Raw genomic sequence first — 19,346 nt, 5'->3', positions numbered from 1 at the left:
ATATATAGTCGCTTTCTTTCATTATACCGTTTTTTATAGGTGCAGCAAACTTATCATTCAACATCAACTAAGAGGTCTTTGGGTTTCTTGTGAAGAAGCCAGCGAGAAGAAATCAAGGATACCAAGCTTAAGATAAAGCCACCGACTAGAATGACTACCAAAAGTTGCTTAGGTTGGACTGTCATATGAATCTGAGTCAGAGTCTTACTGAAGCTCTCTGCTTCAGCCCCTCCACCGAGATTTGCAGCTAGAGATTCTTTTGTCATTTGCTTATTGATACCTTCCGTAACATTGGAAAGGACTGTTTTACCAACTTTTTCGGCAAAGAAACTCGCTAAACCATATGATAAAAGAAAGGCTGGTAAGGCAATCATCAGTAATTCCATTAAAAATTGACCCGCAACCTGTGTCTTTTTAAGTCCCAAGGCCAAAAAGATACCAACTTCTCTACGACGAGCATTTAACCATAAAATCAACAGAAGGGTTAGCAATAAACTTGTAAAAATGAGACTTCCAATAAACATACGATTTGCCACACGATACATCCCAAGAATAGATTCCTGTAAAGCAGGGTAGTTTGATGAACTCTTAACAAGATCGTAGAGGGTCCAGTTAATGTCCAACTTTTGAATCTTTGCTATCAAGGAATCAATATTTTGATCACCTTTAGCAAAGAAAGTGGCATCCTCATAAGTGGCAGTTTCTACGGTATTACCATAGAGTTTTGCTACTGTATCTAGATCAGTGATGAGGGTGTTTTCATACAACTCCTGAGCATAGGTAACGGCTGCTTTATTTTGACCAGAAAATAAACCTTTGATAGTCACTTCTACTGTTTCATCAGCCCTTTTTTCGTTATCAGCATCATAGAGATTAGATTTAAGCTTTACTTTATCTCCTACATTAAGACCATTCTTTTTAGCTAAATCTTCGTGCATCAAGATTTGATTATGATCCTTATCGGTTAGATGTTCTCCTTCAACTAGTTTATAAGCACCTGAAACAAATTTGTCTTCTTTTGATGAGTCATTGACTCCTGTCAACATCAAGGTAGACTTAAAATTTTTAGCACGTTCTGGCGACTGATTTTGTAGCGTTTGCTCTGTTTCGATAATCTCATGATCTAGTAAATCACCAATACCATTTATCCGTTTTATAGTCGAAACAATCCCTTTAGTCTCACTAATCTTTTTAATATCTTCTCCCTTAAGATTTCCAGCCCCACGAGGAGTTCCAGGATTCGTGTTACGATTAATCTGCATTGAAAAACTATTGGAAATTGACCCTAGACTCTTGGATGCAGCTTCTTGGGTTGCACTTCGCATAGCAAGTCCTAACAAACTAAGAGTACTCATCAAAAGAATAATAATTAACAGTAATAGTGACTTTGACCATTTTCGTGTAATATATGCAAAAGCGTTTCGAAACATAAGAGTCCTTTCTTTATTTTTTCTTTTCTATGAGTTGTTTCTTCTTCAACTCTAAAACCACATCAGATGCCTGAGCAACTTCCTTACTGTGCGTAACAACTATGACACATTTTTGGCGATCTAAGGCCATTCTTTTAAGGATAGCAATAATATCCTTCGCAGTTTCCTCGTCTAGATTTCCAGTCGGTTCATCTGCTAAGATAATTGGAGCCTCTGAAACCAAAGCCCGCGCAATAGCTACACGTTGTTGTTGCCCACCTGAAAGTTGCAGGACATTTCGATTAATTTGTTTTTCATCTAATCCCAATTCAGAAAGTATCTTCCTATCGGCATTTTTATTAACAAGTCGTACATTTTCTAAAGGTGTAAGATAATCAATGAGATTGTAATTTTGAAAAACAAGCGCAACATGGTGTCTACGGTGATAACTAGAGCCTTTTTTCTTGATATTATCTCCATTAAACAAAACCTGCCCCTTCTTGGGATAATCAAGACCTGCCAAAAGTGAAAGTAAGGTCGATTTTCCCGCTCCAGATTGCCCAATAATACTATAAAATTTACCTTTCTCGAAACGATAATTCACCTTCGAGAGGATAGCTTCACTTTTATTTTGATAACTATACGTAACATCTTTGAGTTCTAACATAGTGTTCCTTTCTCCTTAACTCATATTAGATAAGATTTCTTTTGGAGTTTTGCGCCAAATGAGACCTGTTGTCACACCGAGCGATAATATTACCAAGACTAGAAGACTTAGATAAGATTGGCCTAAAGGTAGTCCCTGAGGTATTTGATCTAATAACTGAAGAGTCTGCTGCTGTCCTTGCTGTCCTATAAATTCTTGCAAAAACAGTCGACTTAGTAGCCGTCCAATAGCAAGGGCAGGTAGCAAAGACATAAGGGACACCAACAATATCTCCATAAGAAATTGAGCAAAAATGCGTCCCTTACTCTTCCCAATTGCTAAAAGAATACCTATCTCATGATTTCGCTCACGCGTCCATAGTGCCATTAAAAATGAGAGGATCCCTGCTCCTGTAACAATTAAACTAATCATCATCGTTCTGACGATTCCTTGTAGCGCTTTAGACGATTCCTTCAAGGAGTCAAAAGCCTTACGGTCCTCGTCTAAACGTAGACGATTCCAATCGATATCCAATTGTTCCACTTGTTTAATGACTTGATTGATTCTATCTGGATTCTTAATACCAAAGGATAATTTTGTCACTAACTTATCAGTCAAATTAAGCAGTTGGCTATTATCGTCATAATGGAGGAAGATTTGATTTTCACTTAAATCTGAGGACATTCCAGTAAATGTCTCCTCCTTCTTGCCAGAAAAAATACCAACGATATCAAAGGTCATTTCCCTAGCTCCACTTTCAGTCATCTGGAAATTGGACAAGGTCAGCTTATCTCCGACGCTTAGCTTATTTTTCCTAGCAAGCGATTCATGAATCATAATTTGCCTTTTAGCAGATATGTGCTTCCCCTTAATGAGTTGAAAAGCACCACTCCTAAAATCAACACTTTGGCCTGTTTCCTTAGTAAAAGTGGCTCCTAAGGCTTGATTAGCCTCATTATTAAGATCATCACGTTCCACCGTTTGTTTTCCTGTAACTACCTTCTTATCGATAAGTCGCACCGGACTTACATATTGAGGTATCGTTGAAATCACATCAGATAGATGACTAATCTTTGCCCCCTCTTTCCAGGAAAAGGCACTCCCTCTTTCTTTACTTACCAGATCAAAACTTGCCCCACTTGACTTCCTGATTTGTGCCTCCATTCCTCCACCAACTTGCATAAGAGAAAAACAAAAATACAAGCAAGATAATATCAAAAATAAAATAAGAAAAAGGATAAAATTCCGCGTTTTTTTGCGGAAAATATAAGCAACTGCCTGTTGTAAGAGAACCATCTTCCACCTCCATTTAAGACATTGGCCCTCAGCTACACCAAAGATAAATGAGGACTCTTCATTTTTCTTATCCTAATTATAGACGACAAATGTGAAACCTTTATGAAATTCAATATTCTAAAGTGATTGTTATCTAAAAATCTAACTGCTGAGATGAAAACTCCAATTAAATAATAACTCTAAAGGACTATCATAAAAAAATACGTTTCATGATTGACTTCACCTCTTTTTCTCCCATAAATCGTCTCTCGCCAATAGCATTTACCCTCGGCATTTGATATAATTTTTCTCAGAGGTATTTTTATTTATGAAGAAACAAGCTTTTAGTTCTGAACAGTATTTGAATCTGCAACGCGACCATATTTTGGAGCGCATTAACCAGTTTGACGGCAAGCTCTACTTGGAGTTTGGTGGTAAGATGTTGGAAGACTTCCACGCTGCCCGCGTCCTTCCTGGTTACGAACCTGACAATAAAATCAAGCTCCTTCAAGAGCTCAAAGATCAGGTTGAAGTGGTCATTGCCATCAATGCAAGCAATATCGAGCACTCTAAGGCTCGTGGTGACCTTGGCATTTCCTACGACCAAGAGGTGCTTCGTCTGATTGATAAATTCAACGAGCTCAATATCTATGTGGGTTCTGTTGTTATTACGCAGTATTCTGGTCAACCTGCAGCCGATGCTTTCCGTAACCAATTGAAAAAAAATGGCATTACGTCTTACATCCACTACCCTATCAAGGGCTATCCAACGGATATGAACCATATCATTTCTCCTGAGGGTATGGGGAAAAATGACTATATCAAGACTAGCCGTAACCTTATCGTCGTTACTGCTCCTGGTCCTGGTTCTGGTAAATTGGCGACATGTATGTCTAACATGTACCACGACCAAATCAATGGAATCAAGTCAGGTTATGCTAAATTTGAAACCTTCCCAGTTTGGAATTTGCCACTTCATCATCCAGTTAACTTGGCCTATGAAGCTGCCACTGCAGACCTTGATGATGTCAATATGATTGACCCATTCCACTTGGAAACTTATGGCAAGACTACGGTAAACTACAACCGTGATATCGAGATTTTCCCAGTCCTCAAACGTATGCTTGAACGCATCCTTGGTGAGTCACCTTACGCTTCACCTACAGATATGGGTGTTAACATGGTTGGTTTTGCCATTACGGATGATGAGGCCGCCAAAGAAGCTTCTAAACAAGAAATCATCCGTCGCTACTATCAAACTGTACTTGATTTCAAAAATGAACGTGTTCCTGAGACCGCTGTCAAGAAGATTGAGTTGCTCATGAACGATCTTGGTATTACTTCTGAAGATCGTCAAGTGGTCGTTGTAGCACGCGCTAAGGCTGAAGAAACAGGTGGTTCTGCTCTTGCACTTGAATTGCCAAATGGTCAAATCGTCACTGGTAAAAATTCAGAACTCTTTGGTCCAACTGCGGCTGCTTTGATCAACGCTATCAAGACTTCTGCAGGTATTGATAAGGATACTAAACTTATCGAGCCTGAAGTGGTTAAACCTATCCAAGGTCTGAAAATTAACCATTTAGGTAGCCGTAACCCTCGCCTCCACTCAAACGAAATCCTCATTGCTTTGGCTATCACAGCTGCTAACAATGCGGATGCGGCGCGTGCCATGGAGGAACTTGGTAACCTCAAGGGTTCTGAAGCCCACTCAACCATCATCCTTACTGATGAAGATAAAAATGTTCTCCGTAAGCTTGGTATCAATGTGACCTTCGACCCTTACTATCAATACGACAAATTGTATCGTAAATAATAGATCACTAGAAACATCAAAGACCTCAGTTTTACTAACTGAGGTCTTTTAGAATTGCATTTAGCTGGAGAAAGAAAAAAGGGAGACTCTATCGAGTTCCCTTTTTGATAACCCACTCTTTCCTCTCGACCCGTTCCCAATGAAAAGGGAGTGGCCTAGCATTATTATGAAAAAGTGAGTTAAAGGTATCAAACAGAGGGCTAAGCCACTCCCGATTCTAATCAGCCTACGATTTCTAACTTGAGAAAAGGTAAGCTAAAAAGCAAAATTATAGTAGATAGGACTGCAACAAGTGGGAGGTAACGTCCTCCAACAAGATAGAGTAACAATGGTGCTATCGCTATAAAACGATTTATAAAATTGCTAGTAACACGAACGGTTTGTCCGTCCTCTACAGTAATAGTGTTAGACTTGTAACCCAATTTTCCAACACTTAAACGAGCTTTTGATGATGGTAGGGAAACATTCACTGCTTCCACCCCAGAAACTGTCCCCACAAGACTACTATCTACACGAATAGGACTCTTTCTAGCCACCTTACTCGCTTCAATTGTTATACTAGCCACTAGTCATCTCCTTTTCCTATCTTTCTACCTATAGTATACACTTTTTGAAACGCTTACACAAGTGAAATGACTGTTAAATCAGGATTTCTTGAAAATGTTTTATGTTTTCAAAAATTCTTAAAACGCTTTGAGGGACTTTGGAAATATTGGATTTTAAATAGTAAAAAGGGCACAGTCCTATCTAATACAGAACTGAACCCTTTCCTATAACAATTTGTCTATCCTGTTGGGATAAGTGCCTGAGGGGGATAATATTCCTATACGGGAATGGTGGCACTTTCCCTACAAAAGAGCAAATTTACTTAGGCTAATCCATGAACATAAGCATCTACAGCAACGATGGCTTGCGCAATATCAGAAGCTTTCACCTCAAATGGCATTTGATGAATAGTTTCTCCTTCGATTGTTGCTTGTTGACCAACCTTGAGAAGATCTTCGTAACTTGCATTTTCAAGATGCATTTCTTTAAGAGTGGTTGGCATGCCAATTTGTTGATAGAAACGAATGTATTTATCCAAAACTTCTTTTGGACGATTTTCTAGGAACAATTGTACAAGAGTTCCGTAGGCTACTTTTTCACCATGAGTCAAATGGTGAATATCGCCAGTGAGGGCTGTGAAACCATTATGGATGGCGTGAGCCGCAGCCAAGCCACCACTTTCAAATCCGATACCACTGAGAAGGGTATTGGCTTCAATGATGTTTTCAAGGGCAGGCGTTACAACTTTTGCTTCACTGGCGGCCATGGCTTGTAAACCATCTGCAAAAAGGATTTCTTCACAGCGTTCAGCAATGGCAACACCAGCAAGTGTTTGGTGTTTGCCTAGCATGGTTTTTCCATTTGCTTGCATAACTGCTCGAGCTTCTACCCAAGTTGCTAAGCCATCTGCGATACCAGAAGCGAGCAAGCGTTTTGGCGCTTGAGAGATAACCTTACTATCAACCAAAACCAATTCTGGGTTCTTAGAATAAAAGATGTAGCGTTCAAAGGCACCCTCGTCCGTATAGATAACAGACAAGGCTGAAACTGGAGCATCTGTAGAGGCAATGGTAGGAGCAATCACTACTGGAGATTTTAGAAGATCTGCGATGGCTTTAGCACTATCAATAGTCTTACCACCACCTAAACCAATGACTAAATTACAGCCCTTTTCTTTGGCCAAACTTACCACACGATTAATTTCATTATCTGAAGCTTCACCATTAAAGAAGACTGGAACAACTGTAAGTCCATTTTGAACGAGGTATTCTTCGAAACGTTGACCCACAATGTCATAAACTACTGAATCACACAATAGTACAGGATGACTTCCTAGTTCCAAAATGGTTTTTGCATTTTCAAATAAGGCATTTTCACCTTGAATGTAACGTGACGGACTTGCAAAATTTCTCATAGTCTTTCTCCTTTGATATAAATGTATTTATATAGAATCAATTAAATGACCTTAGTTCTATGGGATACAGAGCTAAACCCTCACTTTAATTGACAGTATATCTATTTAGAGTCAGTACATAAGTCTAATTTTTTACTCTGTTTGCAAAACTCCTACTCTTCTTCTGGGTAGGTCAAACCCCAGTCTTTACGGAGTTGTGTCATAAGGTCCATGACATCTCGGCTGTAATTGAGGTAGGTATAATCATTCTCTCCTGCAACGGCTGCTTCCATATCCAGAACTTCATACTGAAGGGCTTTAGCGGTTTCTCCTGCTTTGATGATTTCTTGTGAGCCATCTTCCGTATAGGTGATGACCGCCTTTTGTCCACGTGGGTATTCATAAAGTTCGATATAGCCCTTGTCATAAGCAATAGTACCACGTTTAGGTTGTTTAGCATGAAGGCTTAGCGTCACCGTCGCCATTTCCCCTTCTGCATTGGTAAGGAGAATACCCGCTTGTTCATCAACACCAGTCGGAGCTAGCTTGACCTGTGAGACCATCTCTGTCGGTTGTGACGTCATGAACCAACGTACAAAGGAAAGGGCATATACTCCGATATCAAGTAGGGCACCACCAGCCAGATTACGATTGAAAAAGCGGTTGGTCATGTCATATTCTTTATAGGAACCGAAGTTCATCTGGATAACCTTAAGAGGTCCCAACTTACCACTTTCCACGATTTCAGAGAGTTTTCGATAGATAGGCATATGGAAAATGGTCATGGCTTCTGCCAGTTTGACATGATTTTCTTCGGCGAGTTGAATAGCTTCTGCCAATTCCTCACTGTTTAGAGTGATGGATTTTTCACAGAGGACATGCTTGCCAGCTGCGAGGGCCTTGCGAAGGTAATTAATATGCGTATTGTGAGGCGTTGAGATGTAGATAATATCCACTTCAGGATCTTCAAAGACTTGGTCAATCTCTTCATAAACCTTTTCAATGCCATATTTCTCAGCGAAGGCTACACCCTTATCGTAGGTACGATTGGCAACGGAATAGAGTTTCCCGCCAAGAGCTCCCAAGGCTTGTGCCAATTCGTTAGCAATAACGCCAGTTCCAAGACTAGCCCAGTTGTACTTAATTTGATTTGTCATAGTTTTCCTTTATTCTATTTTTGAATAGTCAATTCATTAATCTGAGATAAGATTTCAACCTCACTCGCTCCTGCCTGAAGCAAGGCTGCAGCCGCATAGGCCCCCTCTATGAGAGGTACCTGTTGAATAAGGATTTCCTTGTCTGAAAATTCCTCAAGCATTTCCAAATTCATACGTGCACTGCCCAAGTCGTAAAAAGCCAAGAGTCGGTTGGCTGGCTGACTGTCCACAGCCACTTGCACATGGTCAAAACTAGATCCCAAGCCACCATCTTCCAGACCACCTGTAGCCGTCAAAGGGATATCTGGAGCGACTTCTCGAATCAGGCTCACTAAACCTTTAGCAATATCCGCAGAGTGGGACACAATCACAATTCCAAGTTCTGACATATCCTAGCCCTCCGCTTCTAGCAAGGCTTTGAAGAGTAGCCCAGACGAATAAGAGCCTGGATCAATGTGACCAATTGAACGCTCACCTACATAAGAGGCACGTCCCTTGGTAGCTGCAACTTCCTTGGTTGAAAGAACAGCTTGATCAATGACATCATTGGTGAGTTGTCCTTGTTTGACAGCTTCAACAACCGGATGCCAAACATCAACCATGGTCTTTTCACCGGCTTCTGCATGGCCACGTTTTTTAATCATCTCGAGACCTGCCTCAAGCACTCCTGCCAAATCTTGACCAGCTTGTTCAGCCTTCATCATGCCCATAAAGGCAGACCCATAAAGTGGACCTGAGGCACCACCAACCTTACTAATCAAGGCCATAGACACCGCCTTGAACACTTCTGCTGCACTTTGTGGTTCAGTGCTGTTAATAGCCTCAATGGCTGCCGCCATGCCACGCGCCAAGTTAGCACCATGATCACCATCTCCAATAGGACCGTCTAATTCAGACAAGTGGTCTTTTTCTGCTTCAACCCTTTGATCAAAGCCTTGCATCCATTTTACTGCAACTGTTTTATCCATAATATACCTAATTTCTAGTTTCCATGTCAGACTACCAAGCAATGGTCTTAACAGGGCTCTCTAGAGCCTCAAGCCAAGCGTTATCTTCAATCTTCATGAGCGTCAATGAAAGACCTGCCATATCAATCGATGTCATGTAGTTACCTAATTTTCTATAAACCACATCTAAGCCCGCATCTGCAAGAATGCTTGCTACATCGTTAGCAAAGACATACTGCTCCATGAGAGGTGTAGCACCCATACCATTGATGAGAAGGGTATAACGTTCACCTGCCTTAGCCTCAAAGGCTTCAAGGAGTTTCCCTGTCAATTCCTCAGCTAACTGGCGAGATGGCTGCATAGACTCCTTACGATAGCCAGGCTCACCATGAATACCAATACCATATTCAATTTCATCCTCAGCTAGGACAAAACCGGGCTTTCCAACCTCAGGAACCGTCGCACCGCTAAGGGCCAAACCAATGGTGTGGATGTTAGGAACGATCTTGTCAGCCAAGTCTTTGATTTCAGCCAGAGACTTGCCTTCACGAGCCGCATGACCTAGGATTTTGTGAACGAAAATGGTACCAGCAACCCCGCGACGACCTTGTGTATAAAGGCTATTTTCCACAGCAATATCGTCGTCAACAACAACGCTAGCTACTTCAATCCCTTCCATCTCAGCCAATTCTTGAGCCATCTCGAAATTCATGATGTCACCAGAGTAATTTTTAACAACCATGAAGACACCAGCCCCTTGGTCCGCTGCCTTGATAGCTTCCAAAATCTGATCTGGCGTTGGTGACGTGAAGACAGCACCTGCAATGGCTGCCGAAAGCATACCATCACCTACAAAACCAGCGTGGGCTGGCTCGTGACCACTTCCGCCACCAGAAATAAGACCAACCTGACCAGCAGCCTGCTCATTTCTTACGATGATGTCAAAACCTTCAACACGATGCACCAAATCACTGTGAACATAAGCCAAGCCATCTAGCATCTCTGTCACAACATTTTCAGGTTTATTGATAATTTTTTTCATGGGATTGCCTCCTTTTCAAAGGTATCAACTATTTGCACTTACATTCGCTTCCTTCTGTGATTGCTCATTTCCCTATAAATAAAGGACTTCAAGGCTTTTTGAGAAAGATAGCGTAAAAATATGTAAACGCATACATTTTATAATTTTATTGTAGCATTTGCCTCTATCAATAGCAAGGCAAAAGGCAAGACCTCCATTTTCCTGACCTCTATCATTAAAGTAGAAGAAAAATCTCATAGAAAGTCCTATTTTAGTCGCCAAAGCTATTGAAAAACCACCATTCAAACCTTATAATGGAATGACGAATTAAGCGATAAGGAGGTTCAAATGACCATCGATTTTCCAAGAGAGACAGAAATAGAAACTAAAAACGAAATGGATGCCGTCCTTCAGGCTGGCCGTGTCCTTATGGAGAGCGGTGCTGAGATTTACCGTATTGAAGACACTATGGGACACATGGCCAAGTCTCTTGGCATCAGAGACTTTTCCACTTACGTGGTCAATCGAGGGGTCATGATTTCCGGACTCAACCGCTCAGGTCTTAAGGAGTCTCGTGTCCTAGCTACCTCAGCTCCTTCTATCCATCTGGGCAAGCTCGAGGAAGTTAACCGCCTGTCTCGTGAACTGGCAGAGCAGCCAAATCAGCCTGTGGCTAGTATTTTCCAAAAGCTGAAAACCATAGAGCAGAAGACTTTCTATCGTCCTTTAGAGGACATTATAGCCTGTGTTATTGGTGCAGGGAGCTTTTCACTAGCTCTGGGAAGTAGCTGGATTGATGGAACTGCTGCGGCTATATCTGGACTTTTTGTAGGGATTGGTATGCAGCTCTTTTCACGTTTTATTCATACCAGTTTCTTGCAAATTATCCTCTCTAGTGCCATTGCTGCTTTATCAGCCAATGTTCTCTACTATCTAGGAATCGGCCAGCATCGTAGCGTGATTATTCTGGGAACCTTGATGATCTTGATTCCTGGGGCCTACTTTGTTAATGCCATACGAGAATTCACTCAGAACAACTACTATAGTGGTCTTGCCCTGATGCTGTCGGGGGTCTCCACCTGTCTGTCTATCTCTGTCGGTGTTCTCGCCATGATTTCACTTCTCCCCTTTGCGGAACAATTATCAGGCATGTTCTCAACACCATCTACCTCATGGCAAGAGGTCTTGATTCAGACCTTCATGGCAGGGCTGGGGACAGCAGCCTTCTCTGTGCTTTACCGAGTACCCAAGAAATACTTCTTAGACCTCGGAACCCTAGGTGCAGGCTCATGGCTCCTCTACCTCTTGATTTGGAACAATACCCATCACGAAGTCCTTGCCATCCTCTTTCCAGCCCTTCTGGTCACATTCACCTCACGCTTTTTGGCCCACTACCGTAGATGTCCAGCTACAGTCTTCCTAGCCTCAAGCATGTTCCCACTCATCCCAGGGATGAGCTTCTACCGTGCGGTCTACTTCCTCTTGATTGGAAATTCAGACCTAGGTCTCAGCTTCCTACGAGCTTGTTTCCTGGCCTCATTTACCATCGCCATCGCCGTCAGTTTGACACAACAAATCCCTAGCCGTTATTTTGTACTAGGGAAGAAGAAATAAATTGTTAAAAGCCAGTGGTTTTGTATGCCAGTGGCTTTTTTGGTGTCATTCTAAAATCAGTGAATAGCATATTATGAATATCAAAAATACCCTACTCAAGGATCTATCCGCTGCTAACTTAAAGCAAATACATCATTAACACTCTTTAATGAAAGTTCATCATTCATATACTATCAGTTTTGTTTTGAGTAGAGTTGGAAAGAGTTTATACAAAAAGCAAAAACGCTTACATAATTCTTTGATTTTATTAAAATGTGATGATAAACTGAATGTGTAAATGAGAAAACCGTAACACTAACTTAATTTCACTCATGAGTTAACCATATCCTTGCTACTATTATTTAGTTTTATGAAAGGAGCATTACCATGGAAAAGAAAGTATACTTTAAACTTCACAAAGTAAAAAAACAATGGGTAACCATTGCAGTAACTAGTCTAGCTCTAGGACTTAGTTTTGCAAGCTTGGGCTATGTGTCCGCAGCTGAACAGACTCACCCCACCTCGGAACCAACGGTTGAAAACAGCATAGAAGAAAATGCAACCGATGTCATAAGCCCGTCAACTAATGAAGTCACTACTAAACCAGAGGAAAACAAATCTTTAGTCACAACAAATTCAAGTGAAATCATCACTGAAACTACTTCTACTGAATCTAAACAAAGTGTCACTGATGCAGCTACTTCAGACATAGGTACTTCTGAAATTAACTCTCAACAAGCTCTTCGTTCGGAAGTCTCTACTGTTACTGGCAGTGAAGTCGTAAGCTCTGGAACATCAGATTCTGAAACAAATACTGCTCATAAAGTAGAAGAAAGTCCCGTGATATCTGGAGGTCATTACACTAGTGATAGTCAGGGCAATTGGTACTACATTAAGGACGAGAAAGCACTTACTGGTATGCAAAATATCGATAATGTTACGGTCTACTTCGATGCCGATGGTAAGCAAGTCAAAGGAGACACCCGTCACGTTAATGGAGCAACATATCACTTTGAGAAAGGTAGCGGACAACTTACTCGTAATGCTTTTGCATCTGATAAGAATGGAAATTGGTACTACCTAGGCCAAGATGGGAAAGCACTTATAGGTAAACAAGTTATTGACAATATACCACTCTACTTTTACCCTAATGGTGTCCAAGCTAAAGATTCCTTTGTCGTCCTAGATGGAAATTCCTATTATTTTCAAAAAGATAGTGGCCAAATGGTTCGTGACCGTTTTTGGTCAGATGACGATGGAAACTGGTACTATAGCGATAAAGAAGGAAAACTTGTCACAGGCGAACAGACTATAGATGGCTTCGATATGTATTTCTACCCAGACGGTGTTCAGGCTAAGGGTGAAATCGTTACAATAGGTATCGAACCCTATTACTTCGATAAGGATAATGGTCATAAGGTCATAAATACCGACATTACTATCAATGGAAAAACTTACCACGCAGAAGCTAATGGACTTTTGATTGAAACTGAACAGAAACTTCCTCAACGTCCACTTGTTTCTGGTGGCCATTTCCAAGAAGATTCCTCAGGCAACTGGTACTATTACACCGCAACAGGAGAGAAACTAAAAGGATGGCAAAATGTAGATGGAGTAACTCTTTACTTTGACAAAGAAGGTCGTCAAGCGAAAGATGGGGAAAGAACCATTGACGGCTCCGATTACTATTTTAGTCACTATTCAGGTGCTGTAAAAACCAACTATTGGCATACTTGGTCTATTGAAATCAGAAGACAGGAACCATTTGCTAAAACGTATAACGTCTATTATGGTTCTGATGGTCGACGTTACTATGGATGGCATCGAGTTGGCAATCAACTTTATTATTTTGATTATAAGGGTCGAGTTGAAAATGATCTTACTATCTTCAAAGGACAAAACTACCTCTTTGATAATCATGGAAAATTGGTAAAAGATGCCTTTTATATTCAGTCATTACGTGTCTTTGTTGGAACTTTAAATACTAGCTATCGCTCCAATAAATTTGGCCAAGTACTAACCGGAGAACATCATATTAATGGTGATGACTACTATTTTTCAAATTCTGGTTCACCAGTCACTGGTATAGTCAATAAAGGAGGCAAGGACTATTACTATTTTGAAGGCAAACTTCTAAAAAACTATCTCGGACCTTTACTCGGACGTCAGGAACTGGATTATGATGCATACTACTCTGGCATCGTAGGTACAGATAAGGATGGAGTTCTACTTACTGGTGTTAGCACTGCAAATAATGGTAAACTCTATTATTTTGAAAATATCTATTTTGATAATAGCAATATCCCCAAAATGTTTACAGTTACAACACCTACTTGGAAAACGATTGATGATAAGCTATACCACTTAGAGCCTAGCATAAACAGAACTTACAAGAATGGTGGAAGAAGTTATACCCATACCGTCAGGGAAGAAGTAGACATTATTGACCACGGAGTACGAACAAAGACCGATAAGATTAAACGTATTATTCGTGATAATTATAGTAATCTATACTATCTTGATGAAAACAATGATTTCTACATCGGACATCTACTTCCAGAAAACACAGATTTAACTAAGATTGAAGAAACTGTAATTCAAAGTGATAATAAATTCTATGCTTTCAATAGAACAAGTTCGCTTTCCGAAACTTCCCCTCTTACAGTTTCCAAGACCTTAGTTTACAATAAAAAAGCCTACCTCATTGATGATAAAGGAGTAGCGACCGAAACTAAACTAACAAATCGTTTCGAACACGATGATGCATGGAATTGGTACTACTTTGATAACGAGGGGAAAGCTGTCACCGGACTCCATTCAATAGATAATGTCACTCTATACTTTGATAAAGAGGGCAAACAAGCTAAGGGACGACTTGTCGAAATTGACGGTCAAACACATTATTTCGATAGAGACAGCGGAGCTATGTGGACTAACCGAACACTTGAACTTAATGGTATTCGTTATGTCATTGACCAAAATGGTTATGTAACTATGAACAAACCTGGACAATTTATTCAAGATAAAGACGGTGATTGGGCTTATATTAAAAAAAATGGACAGTTAGCCACTGGACTTCAAATTATTAATCATCAAAAATACTACTTTGATCCAACTGGAAAACAAGCCAAAGGAAAACGACTTCTGCTTGATGGAAAGTACTATTTCTTCGATAATGATACTGGTGCTATGTTCGTAAATAAATTCCATGAAACAGGCGATTACTTTTCTAAAAAATATACTTATTTTGGCGAGGATGGAAGCCAGATATTTGGTTGGGCAACTATTGAAGGTAAACGTGTTTATTTTAAAGAAGATGGCTACCAAGTTCGAAATGATAGACACAAGATAGGTGATTTCGATTATTTCTTCAAAAAAGACGGTAGTATGCTTTCTGATGATATTGACGGCGACTACAAATACTATTATGCTGATAAGGACGGTCATCTACAGTTCGGATGGGTTACTCATAATAATGAAACCTACTATATTAGTCCACCATGGGGAGCTGAAAACCGAACATATCTACAAAATATCAATGAAAAGACCTATCTTTTGGGCCCTAAAGGACGACTTCTAAGGAATACAGCTACAGACACCTCGACCTCTTGGAATGGTTTCTGTATCTCTGATGAAAATGGAGTTGTAAAAACAGGTGTCATTCGGTTAGAAGATAATAGGCTCTATTATTTCAATCCTAAAATTTATATGACTACTCCTTTTAGTGGCGAATGGGCAGAGTTTGATGGTAAACTTTATCATTTTGAAAAGCCGATATCAGTTAGTCCAGAGTCAAAAGGTTCTCCAATTACCACTAACACTACGCTTGAAAAAGATGGAAAAACCTATATTATTGACGAAAATGGCGTAGCTACAGAGAAAAAGGATTAATATCAAACTAACAACTGTAAGCATTTGAAAAATATCTCATTTTTGCCAAAATGTATTCAAAAACACCAGAAATCATTTTTTCTGGTGTTTTCTTTTTGTTTTCTAAAACCTAGTAAGGCTACCGGCAAAATCTCTATCATCAATCTACTTCAAGTCAAAATATTTCTTGACATCTTTAGCATAACCATACTGTTGGTTTAAACGCTCGATTAAGTCTTTGTTATGCCCTGGATAATTGTCATTTCTTCGTAATTCTTGATAAAGCTCGATATAAGGCAACTGTTTGTCTATGGCTAACTGCAACTCTACTTCATAATCATAGGCAATCTTTCGAAATTGGAGATTAGTAACACCATCTTCTTCGACATCGACTATGGCATACTGAGCCCTATGATTTTGCAGGGGTGACCAGTCAAAATAAGGCATCCCAATCGTACCAGGATTAAGGATTTGTTGTCCCTTACTACCATAGCGAAGCACTTGCTTATGTACATGACCATAAATCGCCATATCTGTTTGATCATCTAGCAACTGATCAAAATGGCTGGTATCGTTAGCTGGACGTAACTCACCTCCGTAATTCTTCTCCGGTAAGTGATGCGTCAGAGAAAAACGAATCCCATTGACTTCCTTTTTCACAACCAGAGGAAGAGAACGTATCCAATCAACATATTTAGGATCCATCTCTTCCATCAAGTACTGGGTAAGTCGCAAGAGCTGAATTTCTTGAGAGTCCCCCAGACCATACTCCCCATCCAAAGCCTCCAAAACGCAATCATCCCAATTTCCTCTAACAGTGGCTGTTATGGGAATTGAAGACAGAAGTTCAAAGAGTTCATTTCTACCTGGTCCAGGTAACAAAATATCCCCCATTAACCAATATTCTGTCGCACCCAACTCTTGTGCATCCTTAATAACTGCCTCAAGAGCTGTTGTATTTCCATGAATATCTGACAAAATTGCAATCCGATGTTTCATCTATACTCCTTTACTGATGGTCTACTAGGTTGAAACCAGTACAACATAAACTATTCTTCCTTACCATCACCCTCATACAAACTTGCTACCAAACGTTCAAAGGGCTCTATATGCTCCCAGTACTCAAAAGGGAGATTTGAGATTTTACTTAAATCATTTTCATCAAAATGATACACGAGATGGCGTAGTATTTGATTTTCAATATAATGGATATCTCTCAGCTCCTCGAGACTGATTGTATCCAGTTCTATGATGTAGTGACACAAATCATTAAGTGCCTTTACGTCAAATTGTTTCTCCTCGTGTAGGAAGTAGAGAAAGCTCTGATTCTCACCTCTTTTATTATCTTCTATCAGATTCCTCTTATGCTTCATTCTTGAATCCTTTCCTTAATAGCACCATTATAACACTAGAAAATGATTCCCCAAAGCGACAACATAAAAAGAGAATCTGGGATGTTTCCATTCCAAATTCTCTTCTTCTTGATTAGCAAAATAGCAACACACTTTACCACAAACTAATGCGTTTGCTTGGTGCTAAATACATGGCGTCTCCTTCTTTGATTTGAGGGTAAGCCTCATAAAACTCAGGAAGGTTTTTAAGTTGTTGGTTAACACGCAACTCATTTGGTGCGTGGACGTCTTGTACCATGGTATATTTATTGTACTGTAGGCTGGCCTTTTGTTTCCAGATATCTGCGTAGTTCTCAAAGTAATCCTTGAGATTAGGTTTTGTCATATCTGTTTTGAGAACTTGGAGTGTGGATGAGAGACCACCAGCATCTGCGACATTCTCAGTGACTGTGAGTTTTCCATTTACCTTAGTCCCATAAATTTCCAAACCATTCCACTGGTCTTCAAAGGCTTTGATCCTCTTGTCGAAAGCTTTAGTATCTGCTTTTGTCCACCAGTTATGCATGTCGCCATTCTCATCATAATCGGCTCCATTGGAGTCAAAGGCATGGGTAATTTCATGTCCAATCACGACACCGATACCACCATAGTTCTTTTCAGTACTTTGGTTCTTGTCATAAAATGGAGCTTGCAAAATACCAGCTGGGAAGTTGATGCTGTTGCTTTCTGGGTTGTAATAAGCATTGATATCAAAAGCAGAACCTGACCATTTATTCTTATCAATAGGATCATCAAAATGATCAATGGTATAACGTTTTCCGAACTGGGCAATATCTTCTGACAGTTCAAAGAAGGACTTGTTAGGGTCAAGATGTAGTTCCTTAGTACCAGGATTGACATCTTCCTGATAACCTACGAAAACCTTCATTTTATCCAACTTTTCGATGGCCTTGTTGCGTGTATCTTCCGTCAACCAATCATTCTGTTGGAGACGGCCACGATAGACATTTTTGATTTTATCAATCATGCCTGTCACATCAGTTTTGGCTTCTTCACCAAAGTATTTACGTCCATAATAGACACTCATGACATCGCTAAACAGATTGACACTCATCTCGTAAACCGTATCTTCCTTAGAAATTGGCTTCTGTGTGCCCATAATAGCCATGCTAATCGATGTAAAATTCAAACGGTAATCTTCTGTCAAAGAATTTGACGCTGCCATAGCTTCTTGCACTAAGATCCATGATTTGATTTTAGAAAAATTGTCCTGATTGACGACCTTACTATAATTCTCAAAATACTTGGTATTAGGGACATTGATGGTTTCTAAATCACGTCCCATAATGCCTTTAATGACATCATATAATTTGAAGGAACCAGAATAGGCATTAATCTCTTCTGCTGTTTTAGGGTGAACCAAATTCTTGCTTTCAGACATCTCTTCATTACTGAGACTGTACTTAGCAATGATTTCGTCGAACTCCAGTGCTTCTTTGACAATGCGTTTACTATTTTTTTCGCTATATCCAAGCATTTCCAAGGCTTTTTGCGTAGCTGTTTCAATTGGAGTCAAATATTGTTTCTTGCTGGCCTCGTCTTTATAAATAGACACATCTGGCAATAAGATACTTGGGGGACTCAATTGGATTTGTTTTTGGCTGGTATTCTCTGCGTTAGTTCCTACGTCATAACCAAATGGAAGAGGAATCCCTCTATCAGTCAAGCTAGCAGATTTACTGGCCAAATCATTCAGATCCTTGATATCCTCAATTTCTTTTAGATAAGGTTTGAGAGGTTCAAGGCCATCTTTCTCACGTTGCTTGTAATCACTAGCAGCCTTGTAGAAGGTGATAAACTCAGACATCCCTGTAATATCTGACGTTTCCTTGCCTTCCCCTAAATTTTTGATATCCTTCTTTAGCTTCCCTTTGACATCTTCACCTAAAGTATAAAAATTATCAATGCTTGGAGAATCAGCAGGAATTTTGGTTTTCAGGAGCCAGTCCTTGTTAACAGCTTGGTAAAAATTTGAGGCTACCGTAGCATTCTTGTCAATCGGCGTTTCTTGTGGGACAAAGGTTTTATAAGCCCAAAAACCACCTCCTGCAAGAGCCAAGGCCAAAGCTCCCGTTATGGAACCAAGAATAATTTTCTTACGCTTTTTCATAGATACTCCTTAGAAAATTAGATTAATATATTTGTATTATATCATTAGAACACTTATTTTAGCAAGCTGTTTTTGGGAGACAAAAAGAAGTAATCAGACGATTACTTCTCTTTATTTTCTTAAATAGCTAAAATTAGGTATCATGACACTCAAG

Annotated in this window: 15 protein-coding genes; 3 read left to right on the top strand and 12 right to left on the bottom strand. The window is 40.0% G+C overall.

The features are described from left to right. Window positions 1–53 precede the first annotated feature (53 nt). Genes HMPREF2877_RS04140 through HMPREF2877_RS04130 form a run of 3 tightly spaced genes read right to left on the bottom strand, consistent with a single transcriptional unit; the run spans window position 54 to window position 3,351 of the window. A complete protein-coding gene (locus HMPREF2877_RS04140; RefSeq protein WP_045772293.1) occupies window positions 54–1,430 on the bottom strand; it encodes an ABC transporter permease in 1,377 nt (458 codons plus the stop codon). A 13-nt stretch (window positions 1,431–1,443) separates the two neighbouring features. After that, window positions 1,444–2,076, bottom strand: a complete 633-nt coding sequence (locus HMPREF2877_RS04135; RefSeq protein WP_070578757.1) for an ABC transporter ATP-binding protein — start codon at window positions 2,074–2,076, stop codon at window positions 1,444–1,446. A 15-nt stretch (window positions 2,077–2,091) separates the two neighbouring features. Then, entirely contained in the window at window positions 2,092–3,351 is a 1,260-nt protein-coding gene (locus HMPREF2877_RS04130) for an ABC transporter permease (RefSeq protein ID WP_045772292.1), read from the bottom strand. A 307-nt stretch (window positions 3,352–3,658) separates the two neighbouring features. Here HMPREF2877_RS04130 and HMPREF2877_RS04125 point away from each other — a divergent pair, with 307 nt between their 5' ends. Continuing rightward, window positions 3,659–5,143: a DUF1846 domain-containing protein gene (locus HMPREF2877_RS04125; protein WP_045772291.1), complete on the top strand. Its 1,485-nt coding sequence runs from the start codon at window positions 3,659–3,661 to the stop codon at window positions 5,141–5,143. A gap of 221 nt (window positions 5,144–5,364) precedes the next feature. On the opposite strand, the gene HMPREF2877_RS04120 is transcribed toward HMPREF2877_RS04125, so the two are convergent. The 6 genes from HMPREF2877_RS04120 to dhaK form a co-directional block, all read right to left on the bottom strand. Further along, window positions 5,365–5,709 (bottom strand): hypothetical protein, encoded by a 345-nt coding sequence (locus HMPREF2877_RS04120; RefSeq protein WP_045772290.1) that lies wholly within the window; start codon window positions 5,707–5,709, stop codon window positions 5,365–5,367. 302 nt (window positions 5,710–6,011) lie between these two features. After that, window positions 6,012–7,103, bottom strand: coding sequence for a glycerol dehydrogenase (locus HMPREF2877_RS04115; RefSeq protein WP_045772289.1), 1,092 nt, complete (start codon window positions 7,101–7,103; stop codon window positions 6,012–6,014). Between the two features lie 152 nt (window positions 7,104–7,255). After that, window positions 7,256–8,239, bottom strand: a complete 984-nt coding sequence (locus HMPREF2877_RS04110) for a Gfo/Idh/MocA family protein (RefSeq protein ID WP_045768542.1) — start codon at window positions 8,237–8,239, stop codon at window positions 7,256–7,258. Between the two features lie 14 nt (window positions 8,240–8,253). Then, window positions 8,254–8,628, bottom strand: a complete 375-nt coding sequence (gene dhaM / locus HMPREF2877_RS04105) for a dihydroxyacetone kinase phosphoryl donor subunit DhaM (protein WP_045772288.1) — start codon at window positions 8,626–8,628, stop codon at window positions 8,254–8,256. 3 nt (window positions 8,629–8,631) lie between these two features. Further along, window positions 8,632–9,207, bottom strand: a complete 576-nt coding sequence (dhaL, locus tag HMPREF2877_RS04100; RefSeq protein ID WP_045772287.1) for a dihydroxyacetone kinase subunit DhaL — start codon at window positions 9,205–9,207, stop codon at window positions 8,632–8,634. 31 nt (window positions 9,208–9,238) lie between these two features. Next, complete coding sequence (gene dhaK / locus HMPREF2877_RS04095) at window positions 9,239–10,228, bottom strand: dihydroxyacetone kinase subunit DhaK (protein WP_045772286.1); 990 nt, start codon at window positions 10,226–10,228, stop codon at window positions 9,239–9,241. 327 nt (window positions 10,229–10,555) lie between these two features. Between dhaK and HMPREF2877_RS04090 the strand changes: the two genes are divergently transcribed. After that, window positions 10,556–11,821 (top strand): threonine/serine exporter family protein, encoded by a 1,266-nt coding sequence (locus HMPREF2877_RS04090; protein ID WP_037610535.1) that lies wholly within the window; start codon window positions 10,556–10,558, stop codon window positions 11,819–11,821. 366 nt (window positions 11,822–12,187) lie between these two features. Further along, window positions 12,188–15,691 carry a KxYKxGKxW signal peptide domain-containing protein gene (locus HMPREF2877_RS04085; protein ID WP_070578755.1) on the top strand — a complete coding sequence of 1,168 codons (3,504 nt, stop codon included), beginning with the start codon at window positions 12,188–12,190 and terminating at the stop codon, window positions 15,689–15,691. A gap of 144 nt (window positions 15,692–15,835) precedes the next feature. Here HMPREF2877_RS04085 and HMPREF2877_RS04080 read toward each other — a convergent pair whose 3' ends face one another. The 3 genes from HMPREF2877_RS04080 to HMPREF2877_RS04070 form a co-directional block, all read right to left on the bottom strand. Beyond that, complete coding sequence (locus HMPREF2877_RS04080; RefSeq protein WP_045772284.1) at window positions 15,836–16,669, bottom strand: metallophosphoesterase family protein; 834 nt, start codon at window positions 16,667–16,669, stop codon at window positions 15,836–15,838. 50 nt (window positions 16,670–16,719) lie between these two features. After that, complete coding sequence (locus tag HMPREF2877_RS04075; RefSeq protein ID WP_045772283.1) at window positions 16,720–17,043, bottom strand: hypothetical protein; 324 nt, start codon at window positions 17,041–17,043, stop codon at window positions 16,720–16,722. Window positions 17,044–17,176: 133 nt separating this feature from the next. Next, window positions 17,177–19,192: a M13 family metallopeptidase gene (locus HMPREF2877_RS04070; RefSeq protein WP_045772282.1), complete on the bottom strand. Its 2,016-nt coding sequence runs from the start codon at window positions 19,190–19,192 to the stop codon at window positions 17,177–17,179. Window positions 19,193–19,346 lie beyond the last annotated feature (154 nt).

This window comes from Streptococcus sp. HMSC072D03 (genome assembly GCF_001812855.1).
Lineage (GTDB): Bacteria > Bacillota > Bacilli > Lactobacillales > Streptococcaceae > Streptococcus > Streptococcus salivarius_D.
This window is presented reverse-complemented; position numbering and strand designations above follow the sequence as displayed.